This is a genomic window from Colwellia echini (assembly GCF_002843355.2).
GTDB classification, from domain to species: Bacteria; Pseudomonadota; Gammaproteobacteria; order Enterobacterales; family Alteromonadaceae; genus Colwellia; species Colwellia echini.
Genome location: NZ_PJAI02000001.1, coordinates 536,780 through 551,385, shown reverse-complemented (window position 1 = coordinate 551,385; position 14,606 = coordinate 536,780). Strand labels below are relative to the sequence as shown.

The following is a 14,606-nucleotide window of genomic DNA, read 5'->3' as shown; positions in this document are numbered from 1 at the left end:
ATTAATGAAGGTTCGCCAAATAAGCCACTTAACAATAAGGACTTCTAATGAAACAATCAGTACAAGGATGCTATGTCATTGAGCAACAAGAAAATATCATGTTGGTTGACGTGCAAGGTGCATTCGATGAGGAAACTGCAGAAAGTTTTCATAAAGATATCCAACAACTTACTGAAAAAATGAGTGGTAGCGCATGGGGCTCATTAGTCACCTTCCGTGGTAATGGGCTTATTACTCCTGAAGCTGAAAGTCAATTACGTGAAACTACTCAACATAGACAACGAAAAGGTATGATAGCGATAGCGGTTGTTATTCTAAATAGTAGTAATGCTGATATTCAACAAATGCAATTTCAACGTATTTATCAAGATTGTGAATTACAATTTCATGTTTTTACTGACAGTGAAAATGCAAGTAATTGGCTTAATGATTTTGTTGAACAAGAAAGCGCTTATCAATCAGCATAAGCTAATCACAAAAAATACCGTAAGATGAGTTATTATAGCTGATAACAATCATTAACTCCTTACTGCCATGAAACTCCAAGTAAAACCTGCCAAATTAATTAAACGCTATAAGCGTTTTCTCGCTGATATAGAATTCCCTTTAACTGAGCAACTAACAGAACAATTAACTGGGCAAAAAAAAACTATCGAAACAACAATACATTGCGCCAACACAGGGGCGATGAAAGGTTGCGCTGAACCTGATGATACAGTTTGGTACTCAACATCTGATAACCTTAAACGCAAATATCCATTTAGTTGGGAAATAACAGAAACCAAATCGCAACATTATATTTGCGTAAATACTATACGTGCGAATCAATTGGTTGAAGAAGCATTGAATCAAGGTTTAATAGCTGAACTTACTGGTTTTACAAGCCTTCAACGCGAAGTTAAATATGGTAATGAGAATAGCCGGATAGATTTTTTAACGACTTATCAGGATAAACCTAACACTTATATCGAAGTGAAATCAGTTACTTTGTTAGAAGGAGAACATGGATATTTTCCTGATGCAGTAACTCTTCGCGGGCAAAAGCATTTACGTGAATTAATGGATATGGTCTCCCAAGGTCATAGAGCTGTTTTACTATTTGCGGTGTTACATAGTGGCATTAATGATATTGCTGCAGCAGCACATGTTGATCCAGCTTATGCAGAATTACTCAAACAAGCAGAATTAGCCGGAGTAGAAATAATCGCATATAAAGCCTCTTTTGATTTTAACGAGCAAGAATTAAATGAAATAAGTATTCATTTACATAATAAAATCGCCTTTATTACACGATAAAGATTGACTCAGACTAGTAAAACTTGCTAAAAAAGCTTGCTCAAAAATTTTAAACGTTTTTAAATAATTGAATAAAAAGATTGTTGCCATTAACTAATTGATAAAATTAGATAAAATATTTATTTCAGTTAAAGCTCAGCTATTTAGTTGATTTTTATCATAAGCGACCCCATATAGTCTGCTTAATCAGGTCATATATAAAATATTGGCACTTACAACAAAGGCATTGTTCACGTAAAACGTGATACATTAAAAAATTGCCTTGGTCTATGTAGCATTAGGAGAATTAAGCATGCCAACAACCCCAAATAAACCATTAGGTATTCTTGCCCTAGCCGGCGTTGGTCCATACCAAGAAAAAGCTGGTGAAGAATACATGGGCGAACCTCAACAAGAGCATTTCAAAAAGATTTTGGATGCTTGGCGTATACAGTTACGCCAAGAAGTTGATCGTACCGTAACGCATATGCAAGACGAAGCAGCTAACTTCCCTGATCCTGTTGACAGAGCAGCACAAGAAGAAGAGTTTAGTCTTGAGTTACGTACCCGAGATCGTGAACGTAAACTTATCAAGAAAATTGAAAAAACTTTACAGTTAATCGAAGATGATGATTTTGGTTTTTGTGACTCTTGTGGCATAGAAATCGGTATTCGCCGTTTAGAAGCTCGTCCTACAGCCGATCTTTGTATTGAATGTAAAACGTTAGCTGAAATTAAAGAACGCCAAATGGCGGGCTAGTTTTTAGCTTATTTTAGCTAAATGAATAATTTGCATAACTTCTCATCCGACAAGTCATGTAACAAGCGACCCGATATGCCTATTCAGGCTTCTCATTATCGTGGTCGCTTTGCTCCGTCCCCCTCTGGTTTACTTCACTTTGGTTCCCTTATCGCTGCTTTAGCGAGCTTTCTTGATGCCAAGTCATTTGTGAATAGCTATGGCGAACACGGAAAATGGTTAGTTCGTATTGAAGATATTGACCCGCCTCGGGAACAACAAGGCGCAAGCGCTGCGATATTAAAAACCTTAGAAGCATTTGGCTTACATTGGGATGAAACCGAGTTATATCAAAGTACCCAGTCAGATTATTATCGCGATATCCTCGCTCATTTAGCTCAACAAAAACTCAGTTATTATTGCCAATGCACTCGCGCTAATATCAAAGCAATTGGTGGAATATATCAAGGTCATTGTCGAATAACTAATCACGCAGCAGATAATAATCCACCTAATGTAAGCGCACCTGAAAACGGGGCGATAAGATTAGTAAACCAATATGGCTTATATCAATTTGATGACATTTTTCAAGGTCAGGTAAATTGCGACAAAGCACTCGCTAATGAAGACTTTATTATTCACCGAAAAGATGGTTTATTTGCCTACCAACTTGCCGTAGTTGCCGATGATATAACGCAAGGTATTACCCATGTAGTTAGAGGTTGTGATTTACTTGAACCAACAGCAAGACAACTGACCTTATATCAAACATTACATCAATCTTTTGCCAAAGTTGATTTTAAAACAAACGCCACAAAAGAAAACTGTCTAAAAGTTATTACTCCGCAGTTTGGTCATATCCCATTAGCAGTAACCAGCGACGGCTATAAACTGAGCAAACAAAATAAAGCACCAGCTATTGATAACAGCAAGCCACAACCCGCACTTATTGCCGCCTTAAGCTTTTTAGGCCAAGCACCTTTGCCTGAATTAGCACAAGCGAATGTTGAAGAAATCATTCAATGGGCGATTACTCATTGGCAACGTGATAATGTACCTAAAACCGTTGCAGTAAACATTAATTAAACATTAATTAAACATTAGAGTCTGTTGAACTTTCGAGATTACTTTTACAGCAACTTGTTTGGTATAATAGATCACTAATTAACGGGCTTGGTATTAAACATAAAACTCTCACTATTCTCAATTAAAAAGGAAAATTTATGTCAACTAGCACAGCACAAACAATTGTAATTACTGGCGCTAACCGAGGTATTGGTTTAGCCATGGCGAGCATTTTCCAACAACGTGGTGACACTGTGTACGCCCTTTGCCGAAAAAGCTCTCCAGCCTTAGATGCACTTAATGTAAACGTGGTAGAACAAGTCGATGTTGCTACCCAAGCAGGTATTGATACAGCGATTGCTGCGCTTAACGGCAACAGCATTGACTTATTAATTAACAACGCCGGCATTTTACGTGACGAGCAACTTAATGATTTAAATACCGAAACCATCATTGAGCAATTTAATGTAAATGCACTTGCGCCATTATGCTTTAGTCACGCCTTATTATCGAACTTTACGTCTGGTAGTAAGTTAGCTTTTATTACTTCTAGAATGGGCTCAGTAACCGATAATACTTCAGGTGGCCGATATGGTTACCGTATGTCAAAAGCAGCGTTAAATATTGCTGCAGTATCACTCGCTCGAGATTTAGAAAAAGACAATATTGCTGTTGGCATTTACCACCCAGGTTATGTGAAAACCGAGATGGTAAATAGCAATGGTGTATTAAGTAATGGTGATATCAGCGCGGATGACGCAGCAACACGTCTGGTTGAATTAATGGACGCTTTAACTCTGGAAGATTCTGGTCTATTTAAGCACTCAAATGGTGAAATACTGCCTTGGTAAAGAGCGTATAAAGAAAGAAACATAGCTGTTCGGCGCTATGTTTTTTTCTTGCTATTAATATCGCTACTTTTTGCTGATTTTTCACGCTATTTAACACCTCTGTTATTCTCTTTTGCCCTGTACTGTTATATCATTGCGGCACTATTTCATCTCGTTCTAAAGGTCTGTGACTATCAAAAGCGTTATTAATTTATGCAAAAGAGTTTTCTCTAAAAAAGAGAAGAAACCTATCGCCGAAATCGCTCCTAAACAAAACGCTAATCACAGTGTTAAAAAAAGCGCCCGTAACAAAAAAACGGTTGCCACAGCATCTTTCACCGATCCGATAGTTTTAACGCGCGACCAACATCCTGTATCACGCCAATTATTAAGTCCAAATGCACTTAAAGTACTCTACCGTTTAAATAAAGGCGGTTTTGAAGCTTACCTTGTTGGTGGCGGCGTACGTGATATTTTATTAGGTCTAGAACCAAAAGACTTTGATATTGCGACCAATGCAACCCCTGATCAAATTAAAGCTTTGTTTAGAAATTGTCGTTTAATTGGCAGACGTTTTAGATTAGCGCATATTGTTTTTGGTCGTGAAATTATTGAAGTGGCGACCTTTCGTGGTCATCACGACGCTGCAGAAAGTAACGACAAAAGTAAAACAACTACATCTAAGCAAAGCGAAGATGGCATGTTATTACGCGACAATATTTACGGCACCATTGATGAAGATGCAGAACGTCGCGATTTCACGATCAATGCGCTGTATTACTCCGCAAAAGACTTTAAAGTTTATGACTTTGCTAATGGTGTACAAGATGTTAACGACAGAGTTATTCGTTTAATTGGCGATCCACAAACACGTTACCGTGAAGATCCTGTACGTATGCTGCGTGCTATACGTTTCGCTACCAAACTTGATATGCAAATAAGTGCGGAGACAAAAGCGCCAATTAAAGAGCTTTCTTCATTAATGGCTAATATCCCTGCCGCCCGCTTATTTGAAGAATTCTTGAAAATGTTTATTTCAGGTAAAGCAATTGCTAACTTTGAACAACTGCGCAGCTATGATTTATTTGGTTATTTCTTCCCTGCAGTTGACCAAGCGCTTAATAACGAAACGAAAGAGCAGAGCTTTTTACTTGAATTTATTACCTTGGCGATGGAAAACACCGACAAGCGTATTAACAACAATCAACGCGTAACCCCTGCCTTTTTATTTGCCGCTATGCTTTGGTATCCATTACAAAAGCATATTCAGCAAATTAAAGTTACAACCCAATTAACACCGCAAGATGTTTTCTTTGCTGCACTAAATGAAATAATGCCCGAGCAACAACGTAGTATTGCTATTCCAAAACGCTTTCAATCGGTGATTAAAGATATTTGGATATTGCAAGAAAAGTTAGTTCGTCGCGAAGGTAAAAAAGCTTTTAAATGTTTAGAACATCCTAAATTTAGAGCAGGTTACGATTTCTTATTATTACGCGCACAAATTGAAAACACACCTGAACTGCATGAATTAGCTCAATGGTGGACCAACTTTCAAGACGTATCAAATGAAGCTCGCTTGCAAATGATCCGCGGTGTAAAACTGCCACAAGGTTCAAAACGTCGTAGTCCGAAAAAACGTCGCAAACCTGCAGCTAAACCAACTCAGTCGTAACGAAAAAACAATGCAAACAACTCAGCTACAAAAATCATCTACAGTTACTGCTTATGTCGGATTAGGCAGTAATTTATCCAATCCAAAAGTACAAGTAAGTAATGCCGCAAAAGCGATTGCGACGATACCTTCAAGTACTGTTGTGGCGTTATCTGCTTTGTATTTAAGTAAGCCAATGGGGCCGCAAGATCAAGATGATTACATTAATGCAGTTATCGCCATTGAAACAACATTATCTGCTCTTGAATTATTAGATGCTTTACAAGCTATTGAAAATACCGCTGGACGAGTTCGCAAAGACAACCGTTGGGGCGCGCGTATCCTAGATTGTGATATATTATTATATGGCGATGAAACAATTGATAATGAACGTTTAACCGTACCGCATTACGGTATGAAACTACGAGAATTTGTTTTGTTACCACTCGCTGAAATTGCCCCTGCCTTACATTTACCAGATAATAGTTCAGTGAGAAAAATTGCTAGTGAAATAAATAGCAATGGCATACTTAAGCTTTAAATTAATACTTAACTTATAGCTTTTATAACATTAATTTGTAAATCAAAAATTTATTAATCTCATAACCTATTCGGAAAAGTCATGGCTAAAATAACTACTGCAAGCTTACTTAACATGAAACAACAAGGTGAGAAAATTTCTACCATCACCGCTTATGACGCCAGTTTTGCCAAACTATTTGATCAAGCAGGCATACATGCTATTTTAATTGGCGACTCATTAGGCATGGTGTTACAAGGTCAAGACAGCACACTACCAGTTACTGTAGAAGAAATGGCTTATCATACTCGTTCTGTAAAACGTGGCGTTGAAAAGTCGCTTATTATCGCTGACATGCCTTTTATGAGTTATGCCAACCAAGAGCAAGCCATAGCCAATGCAGCACTGTTAATGCAAGCCGGCGCTAGCATGGTAAAAATGGAAGGTGGTGCTTGGCTTAACGATACAATTTCAGCCTTAGTAGAGCGCGGCATTCCTGTTTGTGCGCATTTAGGTTTAACGCCGCAATCAGTAAATATTTTTGGCGGTTTTAAAGTACAAGGTCGAGATAACGATAAAGCTCAAAAAATGATTGATGATGCTAAAGCACTAGAAGCGGCTGGCGCGCAATTATTAGTACTTGAATGTATTCCAGCAAGTTTAGGCGAAGCAATTACTAAGGCCTTAACTATCCCTGTCATTGGTATTGGCGCGGGTAAAGATACCGATGGGCAAATCTTAGTAATGCACGATGCTTTAGGGATCGCTTGTAATTATATGCCAAAATTTTCACGTAACTTCTTACAAGATACTGGCGATATCAAAAGTGCTATTGCGCTTTATATCAGTGAAGTAACTGCTGGTAATTTCCCAGCTGATGAACATACATTCAAATAATTAGGCCACACAAAGTAAGTTAACACTTACTTCAAATATTGGTTTTATCAAGTAATTTATATACTCCATATAGATTACACAAATATCAAAGAAGACTTATGAAAACAGTTAATGACATTAGTGAATTACGCGCCCAAGTAAAGGCTTGGCGTCAACAAGGTTTAACCATTGCTTTTGTGCCTACCATGGGTAATTTACATGCAGGTCATATTTCATTAGTGGATGAAGCACATAAACACGCCGATAAAATTGTAGCGAGTATTTTCGTTAACCCGATGCAGTTTGGCGTAAATGAAGATATTGATAACTATCCGCGCACCATGGCAGACGATCAAGCAAAGTTAACTGCCGCGGGTACTGATTTATTGTTTACCCCAACACCTGAAATGATTTATCCAAACGGATTAGACAAACAAAGCTTTGTTGAGGTGCCTAACGTATCAGATGGGTATTGCGGAGAAAGTCGTCCTGGGCATTTTCGTGGCGTATCAACCATCGTTTGTAAGTTGTTTAATTTGGTACAACCTGATGTCGCCTGTTTTGGCCTAAAAGATTATCAACAAGTGCAAGTGATACAAACAATGGTTGAAGACTTGTCGATGCCAATTACGATCATTCCAGTACCGACTAGTCGAGAAGCAAGCGGCTTAGCATTAAGCTCGCGCAATGGCTACTTAACCGCAGAGCAAAAAGCAATTGCTCCAGCCTTGCAACACAATCTACGTTGGTTAGCTGAGCAAATTACTACTAAATATACTCAACAGCACGACATTGATTTCATTACTTTAGCCGCGCAAGCAACTAAAGCAATTGATAAGGCTGGATTAACAACAGATTATTTACATGTATGCCATGCACAAACATTACAACCGGCAACTATGGCAGATACTCGGTTAGTTATTTTAGCCGCAGCGCATTGCGGTAAAGCCCGTTTAATCGATAACTTACAAGTTAAATTGAGCTAAGCCTCCACAAAGTACTTTGAGTTAAAGGTTAATTCATAGCAAATACCAATGTCACAAACTAAGTGATCATTTATACGGGTTAAAAGCATTAACTACTGCGTCATTTATTTAATGATTTTCCCTCCGCTTAATTTAGCCGAAAAAAAACCAGCGTAAATGCTGGTTTTTTAGTTCTGCTTAATAAATTAACACTAGAACTAGTTAACTACTTTCTCTTGTGTACTTTTTACTTGGTTAGCAATACTTAATAATGAAATACCATCAAAAAGGAAAGTAACACCAATAATTAAACCAATCACCCAAGCACTGGCAAATGGCCAACTGTCGAGCACGATAACGCCAAGCACAAAGGAAACAGCACCATTTAATAAGGTTAATAATTTAGCTGAAGATTTTAATTCAAAAGCAAACACCATTGAACTAAAACCACTAATTAAGAAATAAATAGCAATTAATAAACCTAACACTCCCAAGATGATTCCAGGGTGAATAAATATAATAAGTCCTAAGGCAGTTAAAACAAATGGTCTAAACCATAAGGACATATTTTGATTTTTAGTGTGCCAAGCATTAAAAGCTAATGCTAATGCAGCTAACAAGAAAATTCCGCCTACAAAGGTGTTAAAAGCTATACCAATAAAGTTAGGTACTAAAATACCTAAAAGGCCTATGACAATCATTACAATACCAGCCATTTTAGTATTCCTTGCAAACGCCATACTAAGCATCTGGGTTTGCGTTTCGCGAGTTACTGTTATTTCTTCGTTAACAGCTGTCTCGTTTGATTTTTCAGAATTATTCACAATATCTGTCATCAGTGTTCATCCTTAAATTTATACGCTATTTTAATTAATGCTAAGGTAACAGAAGTTATTGATTAACGGTATAAATTATTGGTGAAAATAATGAAGTAGCGATATTAATAAAGTGGGCCAGCTTTAGCTCAGGGCGTTTCTGATCTCTTCAACGGTTTTAAAGCGTCTTATATCAGTAAATAATACTTCAGCTTCAGGGTAAAAATTTTTAATATATTTTAACCATTGTTTAATACGATTAGGAAAGTATGCACTCTTATCACCGCGAGTTTCAAATGCTGTGTAGGCTTTCAATAACGCTTGTACATCTTGCCATGGCATTACTTCACTTTCTTGTTTAATCACTTTACCTAAGTTAGGTATGGTTAAGGCGCCTCGGCCCACCATAATATCGCTACATCCAGATACTTCCCTACACTTGATGGCATCTTCTAAGCACCAAATATCGCCGTTAGCAATCACCGGAATTGAAATAGCCTTATTTATTTTAGCAATCCACTGCCAATGTGCTGGAGGTCTGTATCCTTCAACTTTAGTACGTGCATGCACAGTAAGTTGATTTGCGCCTGCCGCTTCCACCGCTTGAGCGTTTTCTATAGCTAAGGTTTTATCTTCGTAACCTAAACGAATTTTAGCGCTTACTATAGTATCCTTGGGTACAGCTTCTTTAACGGCTTTAACTATTTGATAAAGATTCTCAGGATCTTTTAATAAAATAGCACCGCCGCGGCTTCTATTAACCGCTTTAGCTGGGCAGCCAAAATTAATATCAATACCACTTGAGCCTAACTCCACAACTTTGGCCGCATTGGCAGCCATATATTCAGGATATTGACCCAATAGTTGTACACGAACCGGAGTACCTGATTTTGTGGTACAACCATAGGCGTCAGCTTCCAGTAGCTCCGGACAATATCGGAAAAAAGCACGATCAGATAAAACAGTATCGACTACACGAACAAACTCAGTAACACACAAATCATAGTCACCCACTTGAGTTAACAAGTCTCGCATTAGGTGATCTAAAACCCCCTCCATCGGAGCTAAGACAACGCGCATTATTTCTCAGTTCTCTTTAATGATGAATTACAAGATTGGCTTGATGAATTTTTAGGAGAATAAGCAGAGGCTAATACAGAAGCACGCAATGGTTTAGCATTTTTACTCACATTAAACCGTTGCATTAACTTTCGTAAAACAAAATAAAAACCAATAGCGACTAAGGCGACCATTAAGTGAATAATTTGCGTATATGGCTGTATAGCTTTGTCCCAAAAAAATATAGGACCAGAATAAGTCACGTAAAATAGATTCAATAATGTGACATGACTCCAAAGCACTAAAAATAATAACTTAGCTTGATGGCGAGCAATAAATTTGGTTGGAAATAGTTTCAAAAGTAAACTCTATTTATAATTAATCTCATTAACTATCAGACAAGGCTAAAAGTCTCCGCTATTATATCAAAAGTATCCCTAGACAATATATAAATCATCTTCCGGCTACTGAAAATAATCGATAACGTTATACCAATCCCATTAAATAGGTTGTCATTTATATCCGTTAAAACCCCAACAACTTCGTTATTTATTTAATAATTAGAACAACTAGTTATAAAAATAAAAGCCTTGTATTTGGCCATTTTTCTTACGTATAAAGTAGACCACCTAATTAATGGAACGGGTATTAAAGAGTCAACCAGTGAAGTAAATCATCATGGACGAAGCGATATGCTAAAAGATCTCGTGCTTTTTGGCCCGAAACAACTTTATCTGCAATTTTAACTATTAACTTATTCTTTAACGAAGACACTGACGTTACCAGGCGCTCATCTTCAAAGTTATTACCTTCAAAACGAGGTGCAGATAAACCTAATGCTTTAGCTGCACTTTGGTAGTATTCTTTTTTGCTTACTTGTGTTGCACTAACCCCATTGAAAATACCGCTGTTAAGATCACTATCAAGTAACGCAATAATAAGCCCTAAAGCATCTTTCTGGTGGATTAAATTAACCGTGGCCTGCGGACTTTTAAGCCTTCTGCCATTTAATAAAAAATTACCTGGATGACGATTAGGGCCAACTAAGCCAGACAGTCTAAGTATAAATGCTCTTTTAGTAGTATTTTCTTGGCTGTACGTTAAAACAGCTTGTTCAGCTTGGTTTAATAGTAGTACTTTATCAGCGGTTAAATCTAATATACTTGACTCATCAACTAGCCCAGATAAACCGTTATAAACAGCAGTGCTGCTCAATAAAATAATTTGTTGTACTTTATTGTTAGCTGCTGCGGCTTTTACTAATTGCTGAACTTTATCAGCATAATCTACTCTACCCTGTCTAAATTGAGGTGTAATTGCTATAACCACACATTGCTGATTAAATACCTTGTGTTGATTTAAACTTTGCTGCTCTGCGGGTAATATTAATACTTCGGCAGCAATACCGTCTTCAATTAATTCATTTACATTATCATCGCTGCTTCTAGTTGCAACTACATCAACCCCTTGCTCTTGTAGCTGTTCAGCTAAAGCTGTACCAAGCCAGCCACAACCAACAATACCTACCGATGAAATAGACTGATTCACTTTATTACTCACTTTGTTATTCCTTTGTTGTTCGCTTGGTTGTTAGCTTGGTTGTTAGCAAGGTAATTTTGCATATTACTATCGCAATCATGATTGTTTGTATGCGTGACATTAGTTTTACTTACGATTTTTGGTGACCTAACCCCATGTATTAGTTATTGTTACTCTTATTCAATAAGTAATGCTCAACATTAGGAATTGGCTTATGAAGTTAGCAAAACATTTAACCCAAGGTCGGTTAGTGTATTTAAGCCAACAGCAAGATGCAATATCAGTAACTGATAATGACCATTATCGCTGGATGGCGTTTAGTGACGTTGTACAAAGTGTGATGCTTAAACGAAAGCCATGGCAATTAACATTACCGCACCAAATTGCATTACAATTACCATTACTTTTTTATAAGCCCAAACGAGTTATTGAATTGGGATTAGGTGGTGGTAATGCAACGCGATTTTTACAACATTTATCATCAAATATACACTTAACCACTATTGATTACAGCCAAGATGTTATTAATAGTTTTGAACAATACTTTAACCCAGAGAAAGCTTCGTTTGACATAGTGTGCGCTGATGGTATGACATGGCTCACTAATAATGTTAACGAAAGTAGTGATGATATTGATTGGCTTATATGTGATGTATATCAATCAAAAGAGTTTGGTTTTAAGATTATTGTAAAGCAACTTGAAGTATTAGCAGCTTCATTAAATAACTCAGCGTGTTTATCAATTAATTTACCTGATATTAGTGATCAAAATATTAATTTGTCGCTAACTATATTGCAGCAATTGTGCCCTGAACATCACATCACTTACTTCAGTATTCCAAATTACTTAAATATTGTTATTCATTTAACTCCAAATCATTGGCTATTAGAAAAGCTAATACAACGTAATAAAAACTCTTATTTACCAGCTGTTACCTTAAATCGGTGGCGCAGATTTTGGCGCTATGGTTTACAGGCCAATTAGTACCAAACTAACTTATCTAAACTCTAGAGACAAAAAAGGATGCCGCAGCATCCTTTTTATCAAAACAATTAAAAGTTAATTATTTTCTAGCTGCGTCTTTAGCGGCTTTAGCGGCTTTAACTTCAGCAATAACTTCTTCAGCTACGTTGTTAGGACATGGCATGTAGTGAGAGAATTCCATAGAGAATTGACCACGACCTGATGTCATTGTACGTAATGTTCCGATGTAACCGAACATTTCTGAAAGAGGAACGTCTGCTTTAATACGAACACCAGAAACACCTGCTTCTTGGTCTTTGATCATACCACGACGACGGTTTAAATCACCAATAACATCACCAACGTGATCATCAGGAGTAAATACGTCAACAGCCATGATTGGTTCGATTAACTGAGCACCAGCTTTTGGAATTGATTGACGGAAAGCGCCACGTGCAGCAAGTTCAAAAGCAACAGCTGATGAATCGACAGCATGGAAGCCACCATCGTATAATTCAACTTCAACGTCTAATACTGGGAAGCCAGCAAGAACACCAGTTTCCATCATTCCTTTAAAGCCTTTTTCAATGGCAGGGAAGAATTCTTTAGGTACGTTACCACCAACAACAACTGAGTTGAAAACAAAACCAGAACCAGGTTCGCCAGGCTTGATACGGTAATCAATTTTACCGAACTGACCAGAACCACCAGATTGTTTCTTATGCGTATAAGAATCTTCAATCGGTGCTGTGATTGTTTCACGGTAAGCAACCTGTGGTTTGCCTACTTCTAAATCAACACCGTAGGTACGCTTAAGAATATCTACTTTGATATCTAAGTGAAGCTCACCCATACCACGTAAAATTGTTTCGCCTGAATCAATATCAGTTTCAACCATAAACGTAGGATCTTCTGCAACCATTTTACCGATAGCGATACCCATTTTCTCAGAACCACCTTTGTCTTTAGGCGTTACAGAGATTGAGATTACTGGTGCAGGGAAAACCATTGCTTCTAAAGTACATGGATCTTTAGGATCACATAACGTGTGACCTGTTTGCACGTTCTTCATACCAACGATTGCTAGAATGTCACCAGCTTGCGCTGAAGAAAGCTCAGTACGATCATCGGCTTGCATTTCAACCATACGGCCAACACGCTCAGTTTTACCTGTGAATGAGTTAAGAATGGTATCACCTTTCTTCAACGTACCTGAATAGATACGGATAAAGGTAAGAGCACCAAAACGGTCATCCATAATTTTAAACGCTAACGCTTTGAATGTAGCATTAGTATCAACGATTGCAAATTTGCCCGTTGGGTTACCTTCTTCATCTGTTAACGGCTGAGGCTTAACTTCTGTTGGAGAAGGTAAGTAATCAACAACAGCATCAAGCAATAATTGCATGCCTTTGTTTTTAAATGCTGAACCACAGTATGTTGGGAAGAATAACAAGTCATTTGTACCTTTACGGATACACGCTTTTATTTGCGCTTCAGTCGGCGTTAATTCACCTTCTAAATATTCCATTAACAAATCTTCATCTGCTTCTAACGCAGTTTCGATCAATTGCTCGCGATATAAAGCAGCATCATCAACCATGTCAGCTGGAATATCTTCAATTGTGTAGTTTTCAGGAAGACCTGTGTCATCCCAAATGTAAGCTTTTTGAGTAAGTACATCAACAACACCTACGAAGTCATCTTCTTCACCAATTGGTAAAGTCATGATAAGTGGGTGAGCACCTAATACTTTTTTTACTTGCTCAGTTACACGGTAAAAGTTAGCACCTAAACGGTCTAATTTGTTAACCATGATTAAACGAGCTACTTTAGAGTCGTTAGCATAACGCCAGTTAGTTTCTGATTGCGGTTCAACACCACCAGAACCACAGAATACACCAATACCACCATCAAGTACTTTTAATGAACGGTAAACTTCTACTGTGAAATCAACGTGACCAGGAGTGTCAATTACGTTAAAACGGTGTTCTTTCCATTCACAAGTAACAGCAGCAGACTGGATAGTAATACCGCGCTCGGCTTCTTGTTCCATGAAGTCAGTCGTAGACTCACCGTCATGTACTTCACCAGTTTTATGGATTTTACCGGTTAATTTAAGGATACGCTCAGTTGTTGTGGTTTTACCCGCATCAACGTGAGCAAAGATACCAATGTTTCTGTATTTAGATAAATCTGCCATTCGAATACTCTACTTAGTTTAAAGTCTATTCCGTTTACTCTTCCTTGCTTATGATAAAACAAGCCAAGAAGTAAAACAGAATTGTTGAAAATTTGCGCGCGA

At 37.6% G+C, this 14,606-nt stretch carries 15 protein-coding genes; 10 read left to right on the top strand and 5 right to left on the bottom strand.

Translation table 11 applies throughout. From position 1 onward, the window contains the following. Positions 1-47 precede the first annotated feature (47 nt). The 9 genes from CWS31_RS02165 to panC all read left to right on the top strand — a co-directional run bounded on the left by CWS31_RS02165 (position 48) and on the right by panC (position 7,945). A complete protein-coding gene (locus tag CWS31_RS02165; protein ID WP_101343456.1) occupies positions 48-467 on the top strand; it encodes a hypothetical protein in 420 nt (139 codons plus the stop codon). Positions 468-534: 67 nt separating this feature from the next. Beyond that, positions 535-1,296, top strand: coding sequence for a DNA/RNA nuclease SfsA (sfsA, locus tag CWS31_RS02160; RefSeq protein WP_101343455.1), 762 nt, complete (start codon positions 535-537; stop codon positions 1,294-1,296). A gap of 292 nt (positions 1,297-1,588) precedes the next feature. Then, on the top strand, positions 1,589-2,035 hold the full coding sequence (dksA, locus tag CWS31_RS02155; protein WP_101343454.1) for an RNA polymerase-binding protein DksA: 447 nt from the start codon (positions 1,589-1,591) through the stop codon (positions 2,033-2,035). 21 nt (positions 2,036-2,056) lie between these two features. Then, entirely contained in the window at positions 2,057-3,100 is a 1,044-nt protein-coding gene (gene gluQRS / locus CWS31_RS02150) for a tRNA glutamyl-Q(34) synthetase GluQRS (protein WP_101343453.1), read from the top strand. Between the two features lie 137 nt (positions 3,101-3,237). Beyond that, positions 3,238-3,930 (top strand): SDR family oxidoreductase, encoded by a 693-nt coding sequence (locus CWS31_RS02145; protein WP_101343452.1) that lies wholly within the window; start codon positions 3,238-3,240, stop codon positions 3,928-3,930. Between the two features lie 166 nt (positions 3,931-4,096). After that, positions 4,097-5,584 (top strand): polynucleotide adenylyltransferase PcnB, encoded by a 1,488-nt coding sequence (pcnB, locus tag CWS31_RS02140; protein WP_246143279.1) that lies wholly within the window; start codon positions 4,097-4,099, stop codon positions 5,582-5,584. A gap of 10 nt (positions 5,585-5,594) precedes the next feature. Then, complete coding sequence (folK, locus tag CWS31_RS02135) at positions 5,595-6,104, top strand: 2-amino-4-hydroxy-6-hydroxymethyldihydropteridine diphosphokinase (protein ID WP_101343451.1); 510 nt, start codon at positions 5,595-5,597, stop codon at positions 6,102-6,104. An 81-nt stretch (positions 6,105-6,185) separates the two neighbouring features. Beyond that, complete coding sequence (gene panB, locus CWS31_RS02130; protein ID WP_101343450.1) at positions 6,186-6,980, top strand: 3-methyl-2-oxobutanoate hydroxymethyltransferase; 795 nt, start codon at positions 6,186-6,188, stop codon at positions 6,978-6,980. Between the two features lie 98 nt (positions 6,981-7,078). Continuing rightward, complete coding sequence (gene panC, locus CWS31_RS02125) at positions 7,079-7,945, top strand: pantoate--beta-alanine ligase (protein WP_101343449.1); 867 nt, start codon at positions 7,079-7,081, stop codon at positions 7,943-7,945. Between the two features lie 197 nt (positions 7,946-8,142). Here panC and CWS31_RS02120 read toward each other — a convergent pair whose 3' ends face one another. The 4 genes from CWS31_RS02120 to CWS31_RS02105 form a co-directional block, all read right to left on the bottom strand. Further along, positions 8,143-8,760, bottom strand: coding sequence for an HdeD family acid-resistance protein (locus CWS31_RS02120; protein ID WP_101343448.1), 618 nt, complete (start codon positions 8,758-8,760; stop codon positions 8,143-8,145). A 123-nt stretch (positions 8,761-8,883) separates the two neighbouring features. Then, positions 8,884-9,819, bottom strand: a complete 936-nt coding sequence (locus CWS31_RS02115) for a tRNA-dihydrouridine synthase (protein ID WP_101343447.1) — start codon at positions 9,817-9,819, stop codon at positions 8,884-8,886. Next, on the bottom strand, positions 9,819-10,157 hold the full coding sequence (locus tag CWS31_RS02110) for a hypothetical protein (protein WP_211355775.1): 339 nt from the start codon (positions 10,155-10,157) through the stop codon (positions 9,819-9,821). The genes CWS31_RS02115 and CWS31_RS02110 overlap by 1 nt, the downstream gene beginning before the upstream one ends. 289 nt (positions 10,158-10,446) lie before the next feature. After that, a complete protein-coding gene (locus CWS31_RS02105) occupies positions 10,447-11,358 on the bottom strand; it encodes an NAD-binding protein (RefSeq protein ID WP_101343446.1) in 912 nt (303 codons plus the stop codon). A gap of 193 nt (positions 11,359-11,551) precedes the next feature. Here CWS31_RS02105 and CWS31_RS02100 point away from each other — a divergent pair, with 193 nt between their 5' ends. Then, positions 11,552-12,322: a spermidine synthase gene (locus CWS31_RS02100; protein WP_101343445.1), complete on the top strand. Its 771-nt coding sequence runs from the start codon at positions 11,552-11,554 to the stop codon at positions 12,320-12,322. A gap of 79 nt (positions 12,323-12,401) precedes the next feature. On the opposite strand, the gene fusA is transcribed toward CWS31_RS02100, so the two are convergent. Continuing rightward, positions 12,402-14,504: an elongation factor G gene (fusA, locus tag CWS31_RS02095; RefSeq protein ID WP_101343444.1), complete on the bottom strand. Its 2,103-nt coding sequence runs from the start codon at positions 14,502-14,504 to the stop codon at positions 12,402-12,404. Positions 14,505-14,606: the final 102 nt, after the last annotated feature.

Bases quoted from the DNA above. Each gene is read 5' to 3' on its own strand.
- CWS31_RS02120 (WP_101343448.1), bottom strand. From the start codon at position 8,760: ATGACAGATATTGTGAATAATTCTGAAAAATCAAACGAGACAGCTGTT.
- panB (WP_101343450.1), top strand. From the start codon at position 6,186: ATGGCTAAAATAACTACTGCAAGCTTACTTAACATGAAACAACAAGGT.
- gluQRS (WP_101343453.1), top strand. From the start codon at position 2,057: ATGAATAATTTGCATAACTTCTCATCCGACAAGTCATGTAACAAGCGA.
- CWS31_RS02165 (WP_101343456.1), top strand. From the start codon at position 48: ATGAAACAATCAGTACAAGGATGCTATGTCATTGAGCAACAAGAAAAT.
- CWS31_RS02100 (WP_101343445.1), top strand. From the start codon at position 11,552: ATGAAGTTAGCAAAACATTTAACCCAAGGTCGGTTAGTGTATTTAAGC.
- folK (WP_101343451.1), top strand. From the start codon at position 5,595: ATGCAAACAACTCAGCTACAAAAATCATCTACAGTTACTGCTTATGTC.
- CWS31_RS02145 (WP_101343452.1), top strand. From the start codon at position 3,238: ATGTCAACTAGCACAGCACAAACAATTGTAATTACTGGCGCTAACCGA.
- dksA (WP_101343454.1), top strand. From the start codon at position 1,589: ATGCCAACAACCCCAAATAAACCATTAGGTATTCTTGCCCTAGCCGGC.
- panC (WP_101343449.1), top strand. From the start codon at position 7,079: ATGAAAACAGTTAATGACATTAGTGAATTACGCGCCCAAGTAAAGGCT.
- sfsA (WP_101343455.1), top strand. From the start codon at position 535: ATGAAACTCCAAGTAAAACCTGCCAAATTAATTAAACGCTATAAGCGT.
- CWS31_RS02115 (WP_101343447.1), bottom strand. From the start codon at position 9,819: ATGCGCGTTGTCTTAGCTCCGATGGAGGGGGTTTTAGATCACCTAATG.
- fusA (WP_101343444.1), bottom strand. From the start codon at position 14,504: ATGGCAGATTTATCTAAATACAGAAACATTGGTATCTTTGCTCACGTT.